The organism is Rhodomicrobium udaipurense JA643, from assembly GCF_000636015.1.
Taxonomy (GTDB): Bacteria; Pseudomonadota; Alphaproteobacteria; order Rhizobiales; family Rhodomicrobiaceae; genus Rhodomicrobium; species Rhodomicrobium udaipurense.
Window position 1 is genome coordinate 1 of sequence record NZ_JFZJ01000039.1, and the last position, 18355, is coordinate 18355.

General features: G+C 62.0%; 18 protein-coding genes. 9 read left to right on the top strand and 9 right to left on the bottom strand.

Features of this window, described 5'->3' with window-relative positions:
• Positions 1 to 1504 (top strand): pentapeptide repeat-containing protein (locus T281_RS07750; RefSeq protein ID WP_037236848.1); only part of this gene is annotated, 1504 nt, incomplete at its 5' end.
• A gap of 74 nt (positions 1505 to 1578) precedes the next feature.
• Here T281_RS07750 and T281_RS07755 read toward each other — a convergent pair.
• From T281_RS07755 to T281_RS07770, 4 genes are all read right to left on the bottom strand, one after another.
• Positions 1579 to 2226 carry a hypothetical protein gene (locus T281_RS07755; RefSeq protein ID WP_155955159.1) on the bottom strand — a complete coding sequence of 216 codons (648 nt, stop codon included), beginning with the start codon at positions 2224 to 2226 and terminating at the stop codon, positions 1579 to 1581.
• 203 nt (positions 2227 to 2429) lie between these two features.
• Positions 2430 to 3800, bottom strand: a complete 1371-nt coding sequence (gene glmM / locus T281_RS07760) for a phosphoglucosamine mutase (protein WP_037236898.1) — start codon at positions 3798 to 3800, stop codon at positions 2430 to 2432.
• Positions 3801 to 4041: 241 nt separating this feature from the next.
• Entirely contained in the window at positions 4042 to 5106 is a 1065-nt protein-coding gene (gene folP, locus T281_RS07765; RefSeq protein WP_081796673.1) for a dihydropteroate synthase, read from the bottom strand.
• Between the two features lie 272 nt (positions 5107 to 5378).
• Complete coding sequence (locus T281_RS07770; RefSeq protein WP_155955160.1) at positions 5379 to 5549, bottom strand: hypothetical protein; 171 nt, start codon at positions 5547 to 5549, stop codon at positions 5379 to 5381.
• 233 nt (positions 5550 to 5782) lie between these two features.
• On the opposite strand from T281_RS07770, the gene T281_RS07775 reads away from it, so the two are divergent.
• The 3 genes from T281_RS07775 to grxD all read left to right on the top strand — a co-directional run bounded on the left by T281_RS07775 (position 5783) and on the right by grxD (position 7132).
• Complete coding sequence (locus T281_RS07775; protein WP_037236857.1) at positions 5783 to 6097, top strand: hypothetical protein; 315 nt, start codon at positions 5783 to 5785, stop codon at positions 6095 to 6097.
• Between the two features lie 382 nt (positions 6098 to 6479).
• Positions 6480 to 6716, top strand: coding sequence for a BolA family protein (locus tag T281_RS07780; RefSeq protein ID WP_013418008.1), 237 nt, complete (start codon positions 6480 to 6482; stop codon positions 6714 to 6716).
• Positions 6717 to 6793: 77 nt separating this feature from the next.
• Entirely contained in the window at positions 6794 to 7132 is a 339-nt protein-coding gene (grxD, locus tag T281_RS07785) for a Grx4 family monothiol glutaredoxin (protein WP_037236860.1), read from the top strand.
• A gap of 261 nt (positions 7133 to 7393) precedes the next feature.
• Here grxD and rpoD read toward each other — a convergent pair whose 3' ends face one another.
• A complete protein-coding gene (rpoD, locus tag T281_RS07790) occupies positions 7394 to 9478 on the bottom strand; it encodes an RNA polymerase sigma factor RpoD (protein WP_037236862.1) in 2085 nt (694 codons plus the stop codon).
• Between the two features lie 261 nt (positions 9479 to 9739).
• Positions 9740 to 11623, bottom strand: coding sequence for a DNA primase (gene dnaG / locus T281_RS07795; RefSeq protein WP_081796674.1), 1884 nt, complete (start codon positions 11621 to 11623; stop codon positions 9740 to 9742).
• Between the two features lie 167 nt (positions 11624 to 11790).
• Between dnaG and T281_RS07800 the strand changes: the two genes are divergently transcribed.
• The 3 genes from T281_RS07800 to T281_RS07815 all read left to right on the top strand — a co-directional run bounded on the left by T281_RS07800 (position 11791) and on the right by T281_RS07815 (position 13789).
• Complete coding sequence (locus T281_RS07800; RefSeq protein WP_037236907.1) at positions 11791 to 12501, top strand: retropepsin-like aspartic protease family protein; 711 nt, start codon at positions 11791 to 11793, stop codon at positions 12499 to 12501.
• Between the two features lie 50 nt (positions 12502 to 12551).
• Positions 12552 to 13190, top strand: coding sequence for a retropepsin-like aspartic protease family protein (locus T281_RS17610; protein WP_052037249.1), 639 nt, complete (start codon positions 12552 to 12554; stop codon positions 13188 to 13190).
• Positions 13191 to 13567: 377 nt separating this feature from the next.
• The gene (locus tag T281_RS07815) at positions 13568 to 13789 is read left to right on the top strand and encodes a hypothetical protein (protein ID WP_037236869.1); all 222 of its coding nucleotides are present in this window, start codon (positions 13568 to 13570) and stop codon (positions 13787 to 13789) included.
• Positions 13790 to 13823: 34 nt separating this feature from the next.
• Here the strand turns inward: T281_RS07815 and T281_RS07820 are convergent, their stop codons facing one another.
• Positions 13824 to 14552 (bottom strand): DUF1614 domain-containing protein, encoded by a 729-nt coding sequence (locus T281_RS07820; protein ID WP_037236913.1) that lies wholly within the window; start codon positions 14550 to 14552, stop codon positions 13824 to 13826.
• Between the two features lie 338 nt (positions 14553 to 14890).
• On the opposite strand from T281_RS07820, the gene T281_RS07825 reads away from it, so the two are divergent.
• Positions 14891 to 16528: a CorA family divalent cation transporter gene (locus T281_RS07825; protein WP_052037250.1), complete on the top strand. Its 1638-nt coding sequence runs from the start codon at positions 14891 to 14893 to the stop codon at positions 16526 to 16528.
• Positions 16529 to 16540: 12 nt separating this feature from the next.
• Here the strand turns inward: T281_RS07825 and T281_RS07830 are convergent, their stop codons facing one another.
• Both T281_RS07830 and T281_RS07835 read right to left on the bottom strand, forming a co-directional pair.
• Positions 16541 to 17200, bottom strand: a complete 660-nt coding sequence (locus T281_RS07830; RefSeq protein WP_037236871.1) for an alpha/beta hydrolase — start codon at positions 17198 to 17200, stop codon at positions 16541 to 16543.
• 24 nt (positions 17201 to 17224) lie between these two features.
• Positions 17225 to 17509 carry a BolA family protein gene (locus T281_RS07835; protein WP_037236875.1) on the bottom strand — a complete coding sequence of 95 codons (285 nt, stop codon included), beginning with the start codon at positions 17507 to 17509 and terminating at the stop codon, positions 17225 to 17227.
• A gap of 181 nt (positions 17510 to 17690) precedes the next feature.
• On the opposite strand from T281_RS07835, the gene T281_RS07840 reads away from it, so the two are divergent.
• Entirely contained in the window at positions 17691 to 18347 is a 657-nt protein-coding gene (locus T281_RS07840) for a DnaJ domain-containing protein (RefSeq protein WP_013417997.1), read from the top strand.
• The last annotated feature ends 8 nt before the right edge of the window (positions 18348 to 18355 follow it).

Below are 18355 nucleotides of genomic sequence, written 5' to 3' on the forward strand. Positions count from 1 at the left end.
CGGCGGGGCCGATTTCGAGCGCACCGAATTCCTGAAGGAGAAGAACGGCCCGCTGAGCCACGGCGTGAAGTTCCAGCGGACACGCTTCACGGGCAAGGCCGATTTCCGCTCCAGCCTGATTTCCGGCAGCGCCGACTTCTCTAAGGCGCAATTCGCCGCCGCCGCGCGGTTCGATGAGGCACGCTTCCTGTCCGATACCATGTTCGAAGGGGCGGTGTTTTCCGGCTCGGCCGGGTTCAACGCCGCGCAATTTCTTGGCAATGCCGGGTTCGCGGAGGCGCAGTTCACGGGCGAAGCGCGGTTCGCTGAAGCCGCCTTCAAGGGCGAGGTGCGGTTCGATCGCGGCCAGTTCTGGAACGACGTTTCGTTTCGCGACGCGCGGTTCGACAAGCCGGCGTCCTTCGTTGACATGCGCGCGGAAGGCAAGGCGCGCTTTCCCGGTACGAAGTTCGCGCTCGACGCAACCTTTACCGACGCACGCTTTTCGGGCGAGGCCGATTTTTCCGCCGCCGAGTTCGGCGCGCCCGCGGTTTTCCGCCAATCCGGGTTCACGGGCGGCGTGACCTTCGCAGGCGCGCGCTTTCTCAGTCAGGCGGATTTCGCGAGCTTCAGCCTCGGCAAGACATCCACCTTCGCCGAAAGCCGGTTCGAGGGCGAGGCGGTCTTCCGCGAGGCGCGATTTGAAGCGCCGGTTTCGTTTGCCTCGACCGCCTTCCTCGGGAAGGCCGATTTCAGCGCAGCGCAGAGCCGTGTCGCCTTCGTCCTCGCGGGGGCGACTTTCAGAACCGTGCCCGATTTCCTGGAGGCGAATTTCCACGAGCCGCCCCGCCTCGACAACATGACTGTGGCCGATCCGCTGAAGCGCTTCCACTCGTGGAAAAAGGCGGGCATTTCCGATCCGCGCGGGCCGTTCTTCAAGGCCGCGAAGGTGTGCAAAGACCCGGACGCCTCCGCCAAGTTCCGCCGCCTGAAGAAGCTGGCGTCGGAGGCGCAGGATCTGCCGCGCGAGCAGGAATTTTTCGCGCAGGAGTTCCGCTGCCGGAGGTTCTGGAGCGACAAGCCGTTCGGCTCCGGCATCGGTCGCTTCTGGCTCGGCTACATTTACGGGGGCGTTGCGAATTTCGGCCGCTCGCTGCTGAGACCGGCGGCGCTGTGGTTGCTGTCCGTCGTGGTGTTCGCGTGCTTCTATCTCGCCGCGCGCGGGAGCGCCGCATCGTTCCTGAAATGGCCGCCCGCCGCAATCGGTTCGCCCTGCGCCTCGGGCACCTCGAACCCGATCCTGGAAGCCATCTATCTCTCGCTTAGAAGCGCGTTCCTGCAAATCGACTGGCACGACTCCATCAACGCCCGCCGCGTTTTCGGCTGCCTCTATGGCGTCGAGCCGGGCGGAACGCCCATCATGCCGCTCATCGTATCCTCGCTGGCGCTCTTTCAGGCGATCCTGAGCGCGGCGCTGATCTTTCTTTTCCTGCTCGCGCTGAGAAATCTGCTCAAGGTCCGTTGAGCGGGCGGCACAGCGGCAGCAAAAAGGGCGGCTCCTGGCCGCCCTTGCGAGATTCGCTATCGGTGCGCGGCTATTTAATGCCGCCGCCAGCGCAGATATTCATCGAGGCGCACGATGTTGGCTTCGAGCGACATCGGCGTTTCCATCATCGGAGACGACGCCACGGCGCGCGCGAGTGCTGGCTCCCTTACCGGCGCGAAAGCCATGCGCGGCAGCGGCACCGATGCGCGCCACAGCGCCGAGAAGCTCGCAATCGCTTCGGCGAGCACAAGCGGCGTGCAATCTTCCACGCGGTCGATCGCGCTGCGCGTATCCTCGGAGCGACGCATGGAGTCGCCCGTCCAGCACAGCGTACGGCCCAGCGTCAGGCGCTCATGCGCATCCAGAAGCGCGCGGTTCTTGGCCCAGCGGACGATGATTTCCGGAGCTTCTCCGCAGGCGTTGGCGAGCGAGCGCACGAAGGACTCAAGCTCGTCGGCGGGCGCGATCTGCGAGAAGATGACGTTGACTTCGACCGAGCGGGGCTGGAAGCGGGCGAGGTTCAACGCCAGCGCCTTCGCACACGGGGAAACAGGGGAGCGCGCTATCAGAGTGACGGTTCGCTGCACCTCGTCGGCCTCTTGCTTGAGGCTCAGGCCGTACACGTCGAAATAGGCGTCGAAGCGGCTGGCCGCTCCGAGCAGGCCCTCGGGAGTAGCGTCGTAATCTGACATAAAGCTCATGGTTTTATCCACTGATGCGGCATGGGACGGGGCTAATCGGTCTGGCATCAGTGGTAAACCGGTAAGGTTAAATATCACTTTCGGGACGGCCTTTTTTACTGGAAAGGCCCATCACTAATTTTTATGGTTACTGAAGGATGAAGTAATCGTAAGTATTATGTGAAGGCGCGGCGGGGGCCGGAGACTGCCCCGCCGAGGTCGATTTACGACGTCGAAACAACGCCCTCGCCCTGCCCGGCCGCCTGCACGGCGGCAACGATCTCCGCCACGACGCCGCTGATGAGCGTCTGGTCCTCGCCCTGCGCCATGACGCGGATTAACGGCTCGGTGCCGGATTTGCGGATGAGGAGCCGCCCGGCCCTTCCGAGGCGCATTTCCTGCGCGGCGATGACGCTTTTGACCGCCTCGCTTTCGAGCGGGCTCGGGCCTGAGAAGCGAAGGTTCTTCAAAAGTTGCGGCACCGGCTCGAAGCGGCGGCAGACCTCGCTGACGGGCTTGTCGCTCTGGATCACGACGCTCAGAACCTGAAGCGCGGTCACGAGGCCGTCGCCCGTGGTGGTGAAGTCCGACAGCACGACATGGCCGGATTGCTCGCCGCCGACATTGTAATCGCCGCGCCGCATCGCCTCGACCACGTAACGGTCGCCCACCTTGGTGCGGATCAGCGAGAGGTCGAGCTTCTCGAAATGGCGCTCCAAGCCTAAATTTGACATCACCGTCGCGACGACGCCGCCGCCGCGAAGGCGACCCGTGTTGCGGAAGTTCTCCCCGATGACGGCGAGGATCTGATCGCCATCGACGATCTGGCCGTTTTCATCGGAGATGATGACGCGGTCGGCGTCGCCGTCGAGCGCGATCCCGATATGTGCGCCTGTTTCGAGAACCTTGCGGCAGATATGATCGGGTACGGTGGAACCGCATTCGCGGTTGATGTTGCGGCCGTCCGGCGCGACGCCAAGCGCCACCACCTCGGCGCCGAGTTCCCACAGCGCGGCGGGCGCGACGCGATAGGCCGCGCCGTTCGCGCAGTCGATGACGATCTTGAGGCCGGAGAGGCTGATCGTGCGGTCGAGCGTGCGTTTGGCGAATTCGATGTAACGGTCCACGATGCCGTCGATGCGCCGCGACTTGCCGATATGGTCGGGCTCGGCGAGCAGCCGGTCGATGTCGCCGAACACTTCGGCTTCAATCTCGGTCTCCACCTCATCCGAGAGCTTGTAGCCATCGGGGCCGAAAAGCTTGATGCCGTTATCCTGATAGGCGTTGTGCGAAGCGGAGATCATCACGCCGAGGTCGGCGCGCAGCGACCGCACGAGCATGGCAACAGCGGGCGTCGGGATCGGGCCGAGTTGCACCACGTCCATGCCGACCGACGTAAAGCCGGAAACGAGCGCGTTCTCGATGGTGTAGCCGGATAGCCGCGTGTCCTTGCCGATCACGACGCGGTGGCGGCGGCCGCCATTCGTGAACATGTGGCCAGCCGCCATGCCGACCTTCAGTGCAATCTCAGCCGTCATCGGCCAGGTGTTTGCCTGTCCGCGAATGCCGTCCGTGCCGAAGAGCTTTTGCCGCATGTCCATTCCCAAGAAGTCTGTTAATCCGCCAAAGCAATGGCCGTCTTGAGCTTAAAGCAGATTGTTTTTCCGCTCTATGCTACCCCAACCAGCTCACCATTATATTTAAATATTTGACGGAATTTAGCCTGTTTGTTCGACAGTTGCATGAATACTTGTCGATCGTGTTTTGCATACAGGACAGCTTCACGCAAGTGCATTGGAACGCATGGCAGCCGCCCGCTGGTACAAAGCGGCTGCGCTATGGATTGCTACCGTTAAGCCAGCGCCAGACCGCAAGCGCCTGCGCCGTGGCTTCGACATTGTGCATGCGGACGATCTGCACGCCCCGCGAGGCCGCGTCGAGGGCTGCGGCGACGCTCGCGGCGTCGATGTCGCCCGGAAGCTCGGCGGCCGCCACGCGCTGAAGCGACCGCTTGCGAGAAGTGCCTACGAGCAGCGGCACGCCGAGACCGTGGAACAGGGCGATGCTTCGCAGCAGGGCCGCGTTGTGGGCGAGCGTCTTTCCGAAGCCTATGCCGGGGTCCGCGACGATCTTCGCGCGGTCGATGCCCGCCGCAACCGCCGCTTCGATCCGCGCTTCGAGCCAGTCGAAAACCTCGGTCACGACGTCGGCGTAGGACGGCGCGTCCTGCATCGTTTTCGGATCGCCCTGCGCGTGCATCAGCACCACGGGCTTGCGGAGTTCGGCCGCCGTGGAAAGGCTGTCGCTTGAAAAGGTGAGCGCGGAAACGTCGTTGATGATGTCGAGCCGCGCGCCGCCCGCCACCGCGCGCATGACTTCAGGGCGTCGCGTGTCGACCGAGACCGGCGTCTGCCATGCGGCGAGTCCGTCGAGCACGGGCAGAATGCGCCGCACCTCTTCCTCGACATCCACCGGGTCGGAACCGGGCCGCGTCGATTCCCCGCCGACATCGATGAAGTCGGTGCCGTGCCGCACCAGATCCGCCGCATGCGCCAACGCCGCATCCGTAGCGAAATGCTCGCCGCCATCCGAAAAGCTGTCCGGCGTGACGTTCAGAATGCCCATGATGCGCGGGCCGTCCATCGGCACGCCTGCGATGTCGGCGCGGGGTTCGATGATGCGCGCGAGCAGGGCTTTCACGCGCGGCTCGCTCAGTTGCGGCAGGGCCGATGCGCGCAGAAAGATATTGCGGATGCCGCCGGGCCCGCCCTCCTGAAGCCGCGCCGCCGAGAACGCGATGCGCGGGCTTCCGGCAAGCGGCAGCGCCTCGCCCGCCGCGATCGCCTGGCGCGCGATCTCGCCGTAAAGGAAGCCGGTCGGTTCCAGATAAAGTCCGGGCATCTTATCTCCAGAGCAGGAAGCGGGGCGCGCCGCGCTCTCGTGAAAGCGCCAGCCATCGGAAGCGACGGCTCAGCGACGGCACAAACCGAAAACGCCGCGAGTGTTCGACAACTGAATGGTCGCGTTCTCCGCCTCAGGCAGGTTGCGGGTGAACGGGGCTCGAACAATCGCGATGCGCGTATCGATACTACGCTTCAAGCGTTTGACAAGGCGGTAACGCGGTCGGCGAGGCGCAGGCGCTATTGCGGAGGCTTCGGCGGCAGCGCGCCATATCAATTGATCGCGTTCGTGGGCTCGGCTGCGAGCTTCAATGCGAGCCACTCATAAGCCTGCGCCACATCTTCAAGTGCATTCTTCAGCCAGATCTCTTCGAGCGCATCGGCCTGGTCGCGCGTCTGCTTCGCGCGGCGAATGAGCGTGTCGGGCGAGCGGTCTTTCGACATGGTCATCATCCTCCGTTGGAAGCGAGCAACGTGCACCCATCTTCCACTAGGAAAAAGCGCATTGTGAATAAATCGTTAAGAGCGCCGACGCGAGAACGGCATTCCGATGCGTGTGCCCTCCCCTCCCCGGTGGCGAGGTAGTCTTTCGTGATCATTACAACTTTAGCGATAATCTGTACAAAGTGCCGCGGAGCATGTTAGGAAAGCGCTAGCAATTGCGAGCGAGGGAAAAAATGCGCAAGGTTGCTTTTGCAGGTCTGGCCGCGGTCGCGGTTTCTCTTTTTACGCCGATGCAATTGTGGGCGTGGTCGAGCGAGCCCGTGCAGCAAAACAGTGATGCCGCAGCCGCTCTCAACGACGACGACAAGCTGAAAGCGCTTCAGGACAAGGTCGACGGCAAGGGCGAATTCAAAAGCGGATTCTACGTGTCGGGCGGCGCGGCGAGCGGGTCATACGCGAGCCCCTTCGGCTCCCAGCAGAACTTGATGAACAGCGGAGTGCCCTACGGATATTCGCCGATGCCCGGCTTCCGCGGAATTTCACGCTAGATCAGCCCGCGCTAATGACTCGACCAAGCGCAGGATAATAGACAATCCAAAAATACAGCGTCGCTGCGCGTCTTATTTACGGCTCGGCGCTGTGGGACCGATTCGGTCGAATGGCCTGATCGGTGGATCCCTCGAACTAAAAATCGGCACCGTTTCGCCTGATCGGATTGCAGTACGGAGCGGGCTTCAGTGTCGCCGCACCTTTGAAATGGGTCGCCAAGCGTAGCGCGCCCGCAGTCAGGCACTTTTTGTTGTGTGACGACCTATCTCCGATCACGCGGCTTTGAACCACATAAGCGTGCCCGGTGTCTGCACTTGTTGCGCAGCGCAGCAATTCGCCTGTAATCTCCACGCATCATCTGTTGAAGGAGAAGCATCGCCGATGCCCATGGAGGCCCACGAAATCGAGCGCCTGATCAAGGAGCACCTGCCGGATGCCGAAGTGCAGATCGAGGCGCTGAAGGGCGACGGCGATCATTACGCGGCACTCGTGACTTCGACCGCTTTTGCCGGAAAGTCGCGCGTACAGCAGCATCAGCTGGTTTATGCCGCGCTTAAAGGTCGGATGGGTGGCGAGTTGCATGCCCTCGCGCTCACCACGAGGCTTCCTGGCGAGTAGCAGATTTGCCACCGCGCCTTGTTTTCTCGGCACGCTGTTAACACCTTAATTGCGACATCGCACAAGGAAGGCCAAGCATGAGCGAAGACGTCCAGAGCTGGATCAAGGATCAGGTCACGACAAACGACGTGGTGCTCTTCATGAAGGGGACCAAGGAGTTTCCTCAATGCGGTTTTTCCGGCCGCGTCTCGCAAATCCTGAATTTCCTCGGTGTTTCGTATCAGGATATCAACGTCCTCATCGATGACGGAATTCGCGACGGCATAAAAGCCTACACGAACTGGCCGACAATCCCGCAGCTCTATGTCAAAGGCGAGTTCATCGGCGGTGCCGACATCGTGTCCGAGATGTTCCAGTCCGGCGAGCTGCAAAAGGTTTTCGCCGACAAGGGCGTCCCGACGAGCAAGGCGGCTTAGCGCGGGTCTTCCGCGACAAGGCGAGCGAGCGATCGGACAAGGACAAGCGTGCGCCGGACATCCACATGCGGAACCCGGCGCTTATCGGCTTTGCCGGGGCGCGGGGCAGCGCTTGGGTTATAGCTTTTGCATCGCTGCATTTCCGGCCAGCATCGGCCACGACGAAGTGCTGATGACACTTCACCATCGGTAGATAACGAAAACCCGGCACGCAGGCCGGGTTTTCGCATTTCGGTGTCTCAAGCTGCCGGAGCTTGCGGCTTAGTTGTCCAGGAAGCTTCTCAGCTTTCTCGAACGGCTCGGATGCTTCAGCTTGCGCAGCGCCTTCGCCTCGATCTGGCGGATACGTTCGCGCGTGACGGAAAACTGCTGGCCGACTTCTTCCAGCGTGTGATCGGTGTTCATGCCGATACCGAAGCGCATGCGCAGCACGCGTTCCTCGCGCGGTGTGAGCGAGGCGAGCACGCGCGTCGTCGTTTCTCGCAGGTTCGACTGGATCGCGGCGTCGATCGGCAGAATCGCGTTCTTGTCCTCGATGAAGTCGCCGAGGTGGCTGTCTTCCTCGTCGCCGATGGGCGTTTCGAGGGAGATCGGCTCTTTCGCGATCTTGAGAACCTTCCGCACCTTTTCGAGCGGCATGGAAAGCTTTTCGGCCAGTTCTTCCGGCGTCGGTTCGCGGCCGATTTCGTGCATCATCTGACGAGAGGTGCGCACGATCTTGTTGATCGTCTCGATCATGTGCACCGGAATGCGGATGGTGCGCGCCTGATCTGCGATAGAGCGTGTAATCGCCTGCCTGATCCACCACGTCGCGTAGGTCGAGAATTTATAACCGCGGCGGTATTCGAACTTGTCGACCGCTTTCATCAGGCCGATATTGCCTTCCTGAATAAGGTCGAGGAATTGCAGGCCGCGGTTCGTGTATTTCTTGGCGATGGAGATCACGAGGCGAAGGTTTGCCTCGACCATTTCCTTCTTCGCCTGCCGGGCTTCCCGTTCGCCCTTTTGCACAATCTTAACGATGCGGCGAAATTCGGCGATATCGAGCCCGGTTTCTGTGGCAAGCGCGTAGATTTCCTGACGGATTTCATCGATGCGCTGGCGTTCTTTCTCGACGAACTTCTGCCAGCCCTTGCCCTTCAGGGTGCCGATGCGGTCGATCCAGTTCGGATCGAGTTCGCTGCCCTGATAGTAGGACAGAAATTCGTCGCGGCGTACGCCGAAACCGTCGGCAAGGCGCAGAAGGCGGCCTTCATAGCCGATCAGGCGCTTGTTGATGTCGTAAAGCTGCTCGACCAGCGATTCGATACGCGCCGGGTTGAGCGACAGGCTCTTAACGTCCTGAATGACCGCGTCGCGAAGCTTGCGGGAGCGCTTTTCCTGCTGCGGCGAAAGCGCGTCGTCGGCAAGCTTGCGCTCGACATGCTGATCCTGAAGCTTGCGCAGCTTCTTGTATTCGGTCGCGATGCGGTCGAAGGTTTCGAGCACCTTCGGCTTGAGTTCGGCCTCCATCGCCGCGAGCGACAGGCTGTTTTCGAGGTCGTCGTCGTCTTCCTCGCCGCGGAATTCGGCGGTTTCGCCCTCGGGGCCGATGGCATCGGTTCCCTCGGGGCGGGCGTGACCGTTAGCGCCGTTGAGGCCGGTGACCCCGTTAGTTGCGCCGCCGCCATTCGTGACGACGGGGCGGGGGCCGCTTACAGGTTGCGGCTGCGGCTCGGGATCATACTCTTCTTCGCCGTCGCCCTCCTCGGGACGCGAGAACGGACCGGAATATGTGGCTTCGAGGTCGATGATGTCGCGGAGGAGAATCTTCCCCTCGTTCAACTCATCGCGCCAGATGATGATGGCCTGGAAGGTCAGCGGGCTTTCGCAAAGACCGCCGATCATGGCTTCGCGGCCAGCCTCGATGCGCTTCGCGATGGCGATTTCGCCTTCACGCGACAACAGCTCGACGGAACCCATCTCGCGCAGATACATGCGCACGGGATCGTCGGTGCGTTCGCCCACCTCGGTGGACCGCTCCTGCTTGACCGGCAGATTGGCCGGCGCCGCGCGATCGTCTTCCTCGTCGTCGAGATGCTCGGCCGCAGCCTCTTCGACCTCTTCCGCGTCGACGACGTTGATGCCAAGGTCCGAGAACATCGTCATGATGTCCTCGATCTGGTCCGGGGACACGTCCTCGGGCGGCATGACTTCGTTGATCTCGTCGTAGGTGACGTAACCGCGCGCCTTTGCGGTCTTGATCAGGCGTTTTACGGCGGCATCCAAAAGATCAAGAACCGGGCTGTCCGTGGATTCGGACGCTTGCGTCTCCTGGTCCTCGTTTTTTGTCGTCGCTGTTGCCATTATGCGCTCCAGAAATGCCGGGAAACGGGGCTCGCAAGGAGCTGCCACCCCGTCAGGGTATCGGGTCAATCTCGTTTTGTACGTTCAAGACGTATAGCGGTGCTCACTGGAGAGCTTGCGATTCTGATCGCCGAACCACTTGAAGAGATAAGCGGTTGTGCTTAATGCGCCGTTACTCATGAAGCTCGTTTTTTTGCCCTGCCACGTGCCCCATATACTATCTGGTGAATGTTTGCGTCGCTCGCAATATAGGCGAGTTGATTAAGTCGACACAATTTCAACCTGCTGTTTCACGGCAATGAGCCGGACCGAATTTTCGTCGGACTGGTCGCTCATCCACTCACTCTCCGCCTCAAGCAGCGAACTCGGAACGCCTGCCTTGTCATGAAGCATCATGACATGACGCCAGCCCTCCTGGACCTGCTCTCTCTCTGCATTCGGCGCGAAGTGTGGATCAGCTTTAAGAGCGCACGCCTTATCCAGGCGCTCAAGCTCCGCCTCATAGCCCTCCTTTGAGAGGTGCTCTAACAATTTTTTGTTGTCAAGTGATTCATCAAACTGATGCACGGTTAACACAGCGTTGCGGAGACGGTTGCAATCCGGGTCGATAAACGGAATGCGAGCAATCTCTTCCATGTGCTCGTCGATCAGCCACGGATGGGCGAGAATCGCGCTGATGATGACTGCTTCCCGGGGAGCGGTGACAGGCGCTGTCGCCTGCGTAAGCGGACTGGACAGAAGCTCGCTCGTGCGCTGCGGAAGCATGGAGCGACCGCCGGCCGGAGCGCGCGGCTTGCGGGTGCCGCCGGTCGGCGCGAGCATCGAGCGGGCCCGCCAACTCTCGGCATCGGGGCGCGGACGCGGCAGGCCGCCGCTCTTGTGGCCGATGCCGCGAAGCCTTTCGCGAAACCCCGCCATATAATGGAAGCGAAGGCTCTTGTGCTCGATCTTCTGCGCGGCCTCCGTAAGTCGCGCTTCGAAGCCCGCGCGCTGTTCGGGCGTGTCGAGTGCGTGCTTTTCGGCCTCACGTGACCAGAGCACATCGATAAACGGCAGCGGTTCGGCCAGAAGCTTCGCCAGCGCGTCCCTTGCGCCGCCGGACACCATATCGTCGGGGTCGCGGCCTTCGGGCAGGAAGGCGAATTGCAGCGACCGCCCCGGTTCGAGGAACGGAAGCGCTGTGTCGAGAGCGCGATGCGCCGCTTTGCGGCCCGCCGAATCGCCGTCGAAGCAGAGCGTCGGCAGCGGCGCCATCGCCCATAAAAGCCGAAGCTGGTCGGCGGTAAGCGCGGTGCCGAGCGGCGCGACCGCGTTTGGGAATCCACCACGAGCGAGCGCGATCACGTCCATGTAGCCTTCGGCGAGGATCACGGCACGCTCTACCTTCGACGCGTCGCGCGCGGCGGCGTGATTGAACAGCACATGGCCCTTGTGAAAGAGCAGCGTCTCGGGCGAGTTCAGATATTTCGGCTGCTGGTCGGGTTGCAGCGCGCGACCGCCGAACGCGATCACGCGGCGTTTCGCGTCGGTGATCGGAAAGATGAGGCGGCCGCGAAAACGGTCGTAGGGAACCGGGATGTCCTCGCCGTGGATGAGGAGCCCGGCGTCCTGCATCTCCGCGAGCGTAAAGCCCTTGGCCGAAAGATGCTGCTTCAGGCGCGTTTTGGAGTCGGGCGCGTAGCCTAGTCGGAACGCCGCGATCTCAGCCGCGCCGACGCCGCGCTTTTCGAGATAGGCGCGCGCCGCCGTTCCGTCGAGGCTCGCCAGCGCCACCTCAAAAAAGCGGCACGTCTCCTCAAGCGCGGCACGGACGCGGTTTTCGTGGCTCTCCTTGACCGCGTCAACCGGCTCGGGCTCAGGGAGCATCACGCCCGCTTCGGCCGCGAGCCGCTCCACCGCTTCGGGGAAGGAAAGCCCTTCGACCTTCATCAGGAATGTGAAGACATCGCCATGCTCGCCCGTCGCGAAGCAATGATAGAAGCCCTTGTGGTCGTTCACCGTGAAGGAAGGCGAGCGCTCGGTCTTGAACGGGGACAGCCCGATATATTCGCGCCCCTGCCGCTTCAGCTTCACGCGCCGCTCCACGACGCGGCTGACGGGCAGACGGCTTCGGATTTCATCGAGCAAATCGGGCGGATAACGCATCTACGGGGCCTCACAGCGCATTCTGGTCTCAACGCCGCGGCGCAGAACGGTTACGCTCCGCGGCAATTATGGATCGATTCGCGCGGGGGCTCCCTTGTTTGCGCGACAGGGGGCTGACTTTTGCGCGATATCCTCCATATTGCACGCGTTGAAAGATGGTTGGTTCCATGATTTTCCTGGCGATAGGGCTTCTGGCCGTCAGTCTCGCGCTTTACCTGCTGACAGGCGACGGCGACACCATCGCTGGTCTTCCGCGGGATGAGTTTCCACGCGTCGCGGCACTCCTTGCACTTCTCATCTTCCTGATGGCGGGCGTCACACGTCTCACTGCCGGACGCGTCGCCGAAGCGCTGAAGGCGCTCGGAAGCTGGGCGGCGATCTTCCTCGTCGTCATCTCTCTTTATACCTATCGCACCGAAATTGGCGAGGTGCGCGACCGCGTCGTCGAAGAACTCAACCCCGGCACGGTGCAAACGGTTTCGCCGGGCATGGAAGGCTCGGGCAAGGGCGCAGTCGTGTCCGTCAAGCGGCAGGGCGACGGCCATTTCATCGCCAAGGTGCGGGTGAATGGCAAGGCCGTGCGCATGATCGTGGACACGGGCGCGTCCACGGTCGTGCTTCGCCCGGAGGACGCGCGCCGCGCGGGCATCCTCATCAGCGCGCTCGATTACACGGTGCCGGTCGATACGGCGAACGGGCGCGCCTTTGCCGCGCGAGTGAAGCTCGACAAGGTGTCGCTCGGCGCGGTGACGCTCGAAAGGGTCGATGCGCTGATTACGCGCCCCGGAGCGCTGCATCAGAGCCTTCTCGGTATGAGTTTTTTAAGCCGATTGCGGTCATATGAATTCTCAGGGAACAGGCTCGTGATGAAGAGTTAAGGCGACACTTTTCATCGCGGCGCTCGTCACACGGGGAATGGTAGCCGCCGATGGAAAGCCGGTCGTTTCAGCGATTGATCGCGAAGGAACTGCTCGTCTGGTCGGTTGCGTTGGTCGGTGCCTACGCCACCTTCCACTCCTTCGAGCCGCTTTACGAGCGCGTTCGTCAGGCAGCCACCGATGCCGGGTTTTCGCATCTTTTCAGCTTCGAGCAGACTTCGCCCGGCGTGTCCCGCTTCAACACCCGCGTGCTCACGGCCTCGTCCCTTCCCTTGCGCGGTACGATCAACGCGGGCCAGACCGATCAGGCCTCGACGGCGCGCAAGGTCGTGCTGAGCGCCAACGATTACGGCCATTTTCACGCGATGGCGGCCATTCGCGGCCAGCAGGTCGAGTTCATGACGGACACGGGCGCGACCTATGTGGCGCTGTCGTATGAGACGGCGCAGAAGCTAGGCCTTCAGCCGCAGTCCCTGCGGTTCAACGGCCGTTCCACCACCGCGAACGGCGTGGCGCGCGTGGCGTCGGTAACGCTCGATCAGGTGCGCATCGGCGACATCACCGTGCGCGACGTGCAGGCGGTGGTCGCGGAGCCGGGCCGTATGGCGCAGAACCTCTTGGGCATGAGCTTCATCAAGCAGCTCTCCGGTTTCGAGCTGAACGGCTCCAAGCTGACAATGATCGAGTAGCGCGAACGCGGCTTCCGTTAGCAAAATCCTCGCGGCCTTCGGCTCTCGATTGCGAAAATGTCGCAGCAGGCGAGCAGCGAAGAAAATTTTTGCATCACGAACCTGATTCCGTCGATAGGCCAGACCCTTGGCGACGCAAGCGATGCGTGCGGCTGCGCAGTCATGCAGCTTATGCATGCGAACCCTGACTCGCGCCGCATTGCTGCGCGTCATGGACGGGGCTACATCCTTCGTCTAATCCCGAGAGAAGGGTTGGAGCATCGGGCGTTTTATAAACGCGCCGTTACCGCTCCGATTTCCCGCTTTCGGCGCTTGATCCGCGTTCAATCGTTCAACTTCGATGCGGATCGATCCAGCCCCTGAAAGGAGCGCCCCCCATGGCCAGGACCGTTGGCGCATACAACATTCACTCTCTCCCCAGCAAGGGCCATCACGACCGCATCGATGTCGCGAAGACGCTGCGGAGCACCGCGCGTCGCGTGGCGGAGTTCGTGCGCGGCGACAGAGCGCGTGACGCCGAGAGTTTCATCCGGCAGCGCGGTGGCGTGATGAGCGACGATGTCGAGCGCGAACTCATCAAGCGCTACGGCTCGATGTAGCAAGGGCGCGCATGTCGGTCACGGCGTCGCCGTTTCAGGCGCGTTCCGTGGCTCGACGCTCGCTGATCGCGCCTACGAGGCTCGCGAGCAGCACGGCGAAGATGCCCGTCACGAAAATGCCGTCAAACGTCCCTGCCCCGCCGATTGATGCCACCGGCGTGCCGATCTTCCGTATCTCGTCGAGATTGAAAAGGTCCGCGCCGATAAGCGTGCCGAGACTGCCGCTTACGTAAGCAACGGCGGGCGCCTTGTTCCACGCCACGATCAGCGCGGCGGCGCAGGCGAACAGCGGTGGAATGAAGATCGGGATCATGATGCCAGCGCCCGGCACAGGTTCGGCGACCATGTAACAAACGGCGCTGACGATGGCCGTCGCGACGATGCTCGGCAGCCAGATCTTGTTCACCGCGAGAAGATAGAGCGACAAAAGGATCGGAATGACCGCGCCGCCGATGTTGATGGCGATGATCGTTCCGGGCCAGTCAACCTCCCTCGGCAGCACCACTTCCATACCGAAGAAGTCCACATACTGGCGCACGACCACCGTCTCGTCGGGAAAATGCGCGAGCGGAATGTTGACGTAAGATCCGGCGAGGCTCGCCAGCAGCAGAAGGATGGCTGACAGCGGCGTGATGCCGAGACGCGTGTAGACGTAACGGATCAAGCCGATCTTGATGAGAACGCCGAGGACGAGAAGCGCGCCCATCAGCGCGATGTAAAGTCCGCTGGAGACCGGCAGGTAATCGAGATGGCTCGAAGGCATGGCGTCTTCCTCGCGCGGCTGACAGCCGGCAGGAGAACCGCGCGGCCTTTCGAGAAACGTACAGAGCGACGATCTCGATCCGTCGACGCCCCGAAATCGGTCGCGGCCCACACCGCTTCAGAGCAGGGCGCGCGTTCGACGAAACGCCCGCGATCTTCCGCGATGCTAAGCGACGGGGTTGAGAAAACCGTTTACAGCGTCGTACACATCGGAGGCGGCAAGACCCCGCCCTCTCGCTTGGATCTTGCGAATATTTTGAATGGGCGCGCTTTCGTTTCGTGAAACTGTCCTGAATCTGGAGTAGCTTCGTAGCGAGTACAGGAAGGCCGCAGGTTCGCATGCAAGAAAAGGTGATGCTTCCCCAGGAAGCGAAAACGCAAGCTCCCGGGCGCATCGCGCACCATTTCCGCGAAATCGTGCTTTGGCCGCTCCAGATCATCACCTCGGGTGAGAAAAGCGGGTTCGGCGGCTGCGGCGCGCTGTTCGACCTGGAATGCGAGGGCACGCCGTGGCGCTCCGCCGGTCCGTTTGGCGGCGATCATTTCGAAGAGCGCCATTACCGCGAATTCATTTCGTTCCTTCCGCATGCGCAGCGCTTTCTGTATGGCGACGCGCCGGATGCCGGGCGCAAGAACCCCGGCGATCTGCCGATGAAGGTCTATCGGCGCAGCGATATCAAGAAGGTGCGCATCACGACGGAGCGCGGCGCCACGCCGGTCATCTGCGACGTTTCGCATATCGACCTGTATTTCTTCTATGAGGTGAACACCGCCATTCTCGTCTGCGAGATTGGAGCCGAGAATATCCCGCTCGAAATTGCGCAGGGCATTACGCAAACCTTCGGGCGAGCCTATCCGGCAGGATGGACGAAGGACGGTCAACCCGTCCACTGCGCGGCCCGCGTCGAATGGCTCGATGACAACGACGCCGTGCTTTGCGCATCGGATTACGAGGATCGCGAGCGCTATATCGACTTTGTCGGCACGCGCCGCTCGCCCTGCATCGCCCGACATTGGGAATTCGTGCTGTCGCCGATCGTGAACGCGGCGTCGAGCGACACGGGCCGTCTCAGGTTTCGCGAGATTGAATATTACCGCATGCCGGTGATGACCTACATCACGCTGCCGTCGCTCGACGTGCTGACGAAGCGCGATTACATCGCGTTGACGCTCGCCACGCGGCCGTCAAAGACCGGCATCATGCCCTATTCCAAGCGCTTCGTGCAGAAGTTCGAGGCCAACCACGTCTATGACCGCATGTATTCGGGCGGCCTCGACGCGCCGGAACTCGAAACGCGCTTTCTCACCTCCGGCGAAGCCTTCGCCATCGTCTCGGCGGGCGACAACCCGAGCCTGACGGACGACCAGCGCGGCCTCTTGAGCCAGTTCCGGCACCAGTATTTCCGGCTGTTTCTCGTCGCCCACTTCCACAAGGCTTCGCTCCTGATGATCTCGGATCAGCTTGTGGCAACGCTGAAGCGGCTCGATCCGTCCAAACCCGACTCCCGCATGGCTTTCCGCGACGAGACGCTCTTGTTGCAGGAGAATTTCCTGCGCTTCTCGCAACGCTATTTCTTCACCGAGCTTTCCGGCCGCGCGCATGTCCGCGACCTGTTCCGCATGTTGCGCAAACATCTCGCCATCGACGCGCTTTTCGCCGAGGTCCGGAGCGAACTCTTCGATCTCGTGAAGTATCTCGACAGTAACGCGCTGAGGAAGCAGAACGCCTCAATGCACCGGCTTACGGTCGTCACCACGGTTGGCCTCATCGGCACCATCGTGACGGGCTTCCTCGGCATGAACCTGATCGCCTACGCCGAAGAGCCCATGTCTTTCAGGGTCGAATATTTCATCGCCGTGCTGGTCGCGGTCACGATATTCGTTGGCCTTACCATTATCTATTCGAGACGCCTGACCGATCTCTTCGACAAGCTGTCCGGCGAGAACCAGCGTGACCGCGAGGAGCCGCCGTTCTGAGGACGCTTCAACCTAGTCGAGGCCGAAACACGCCCGAAGGAATTGCCCCGCCGCGAGGAGGCCCTGCCCGTCGATGCCGTGGCCGAGGCCGGGGCGGATCTGCCATTGAACCGGCACGCCGACAGCTGCCAGCGTCTCGCGCGCCAGATGGATCGCGGCGACGGGGATGACTTCGTCGACCGAACCGTGGAGGAGCAGAACCGGCGGCTTCGCCTTGATTTCGCTTTCAAGCCGCGTCGCCCCTGCGAGGTGCCCCGAAAAGGCGACGATGCCCGCCACCGGTTCCGGCAGCCGCAGCCCGGTTTGCAGCGCCATCATCGTGCCCTGGCTGAAGCCGACGAGCGCCACTTTCGACAAGGGCAGCCCGGCCTTCCTCGCCTCGTCCTCGATGAAGGCGGCAAGCGCGGGCTCCGCGCTCAAAACGCCCTCTTCCCATTCGCGCTCGCTTCGCGTCGAAAGCGAAAACCATTGCCGCCCGCCGAAATAGCCGGGGATCGTTTCCGGCGCATCGGGCGAGACGAAAGCGGCGTCGGGCAGGAGCGGCGCCCATTCGCGGCCAAGGCCGATGAGGTCATTGCCGTCTGCGCCGTAGCCGTGCAGGAAAATCACGAGTTGCTTCGCCTCGTCGCCCGAAGCGGGGGCAAGGCGAGGGCCGTCGAGAAGAGCGGGCATAGCGTCTCCGGAAGCTTTGATCGATTATGCGGTTTCGGCGGGCGTCAGCGCCTTGATGGCGAGTGCGTGGACTGGCCCGGCGAGTTCCTCGGCAAGCGCGGCGTTCACGGCGCGATGACGTTCGAGCGAGCTTTTTCCCTCGAAGGCGCTCGATACGATGCGCACGCGAAAATGCGTCTCCCCGGATGGACCGGCGCGCCCTTGCTGCTCGACATGATGAGCATGCTTGCCGGATTCGTTTTCAATGGCGAGAACCGTCGGAAGAAAGGCTTTTTCCAGTTTCTCACGGATAGACTTTTCGACGGACATCGAACCTCCAGCCTCAAATACGCGGGCGCTTTTCTTGCTACAATTTACGAGGCACGATTTGGCATTCTGTCAAGACCTTGTAAGGCGTTGCCGGTGGCCGCATACTGTGGTTGAGGGTGGATGCGAAGCCGGAAGCGTCCGCACGATAAACTTGGTTCCGGCAGGTGACACTCGTTTCCGCATGAAGCTCGATTCGAAATATTTCGACAGCATCCGCGTGACCAAGGGGCGTGGGCGCTCGCGCGCAGAAAAGCCCGCCGCCGCCGCTCCGCGCGCTTGTCAATGGCGCGGGTGCACCAAACCTGGTCTGCACAAGGCTCCAAAGGGCCGTGATGCGGAGGGGGAATATTACCTTTTCTGCCGCGACCACGTGGTCGAATACAACAAGACCTACGACTATTTCGCGGGCATGAAAGACGAAGAGGTGGCGGACTTCCAGAAGTCGGCGGCCACCGGTCATCGCCCCACCTGGTCGATGGGCGTGCACGGTCACGACGCGCCGGAGCTTCACGCCGCCCGTGATGCAGCCGCCGCTGCCGCTGCGGCGACAGCCGCCAACGATCCGTTTGAACTCCTGAAGCGGGTGCGCGGGCGGGAGCAGGCGCGGTCTGCCGAAGCTGTCAAGCAACGCCGCGCGGTGTCCAAAGGCGCGCTGAAACATCTTCATTCGCTCAATCTTGACGAGACAGCCTCATCCGACGACATCAAGATTCAGTTCAAAGCGCTTGTAAAACTTCATCATCCCGACCACAACGGCGGGGATCGCAGTTCCGAGGATCGCTTCCGCGAAGTGCTCGCAGCCTATAATTATCTGAAGCAGTCCGGTCTCGTTCGCTAGTCGACTTA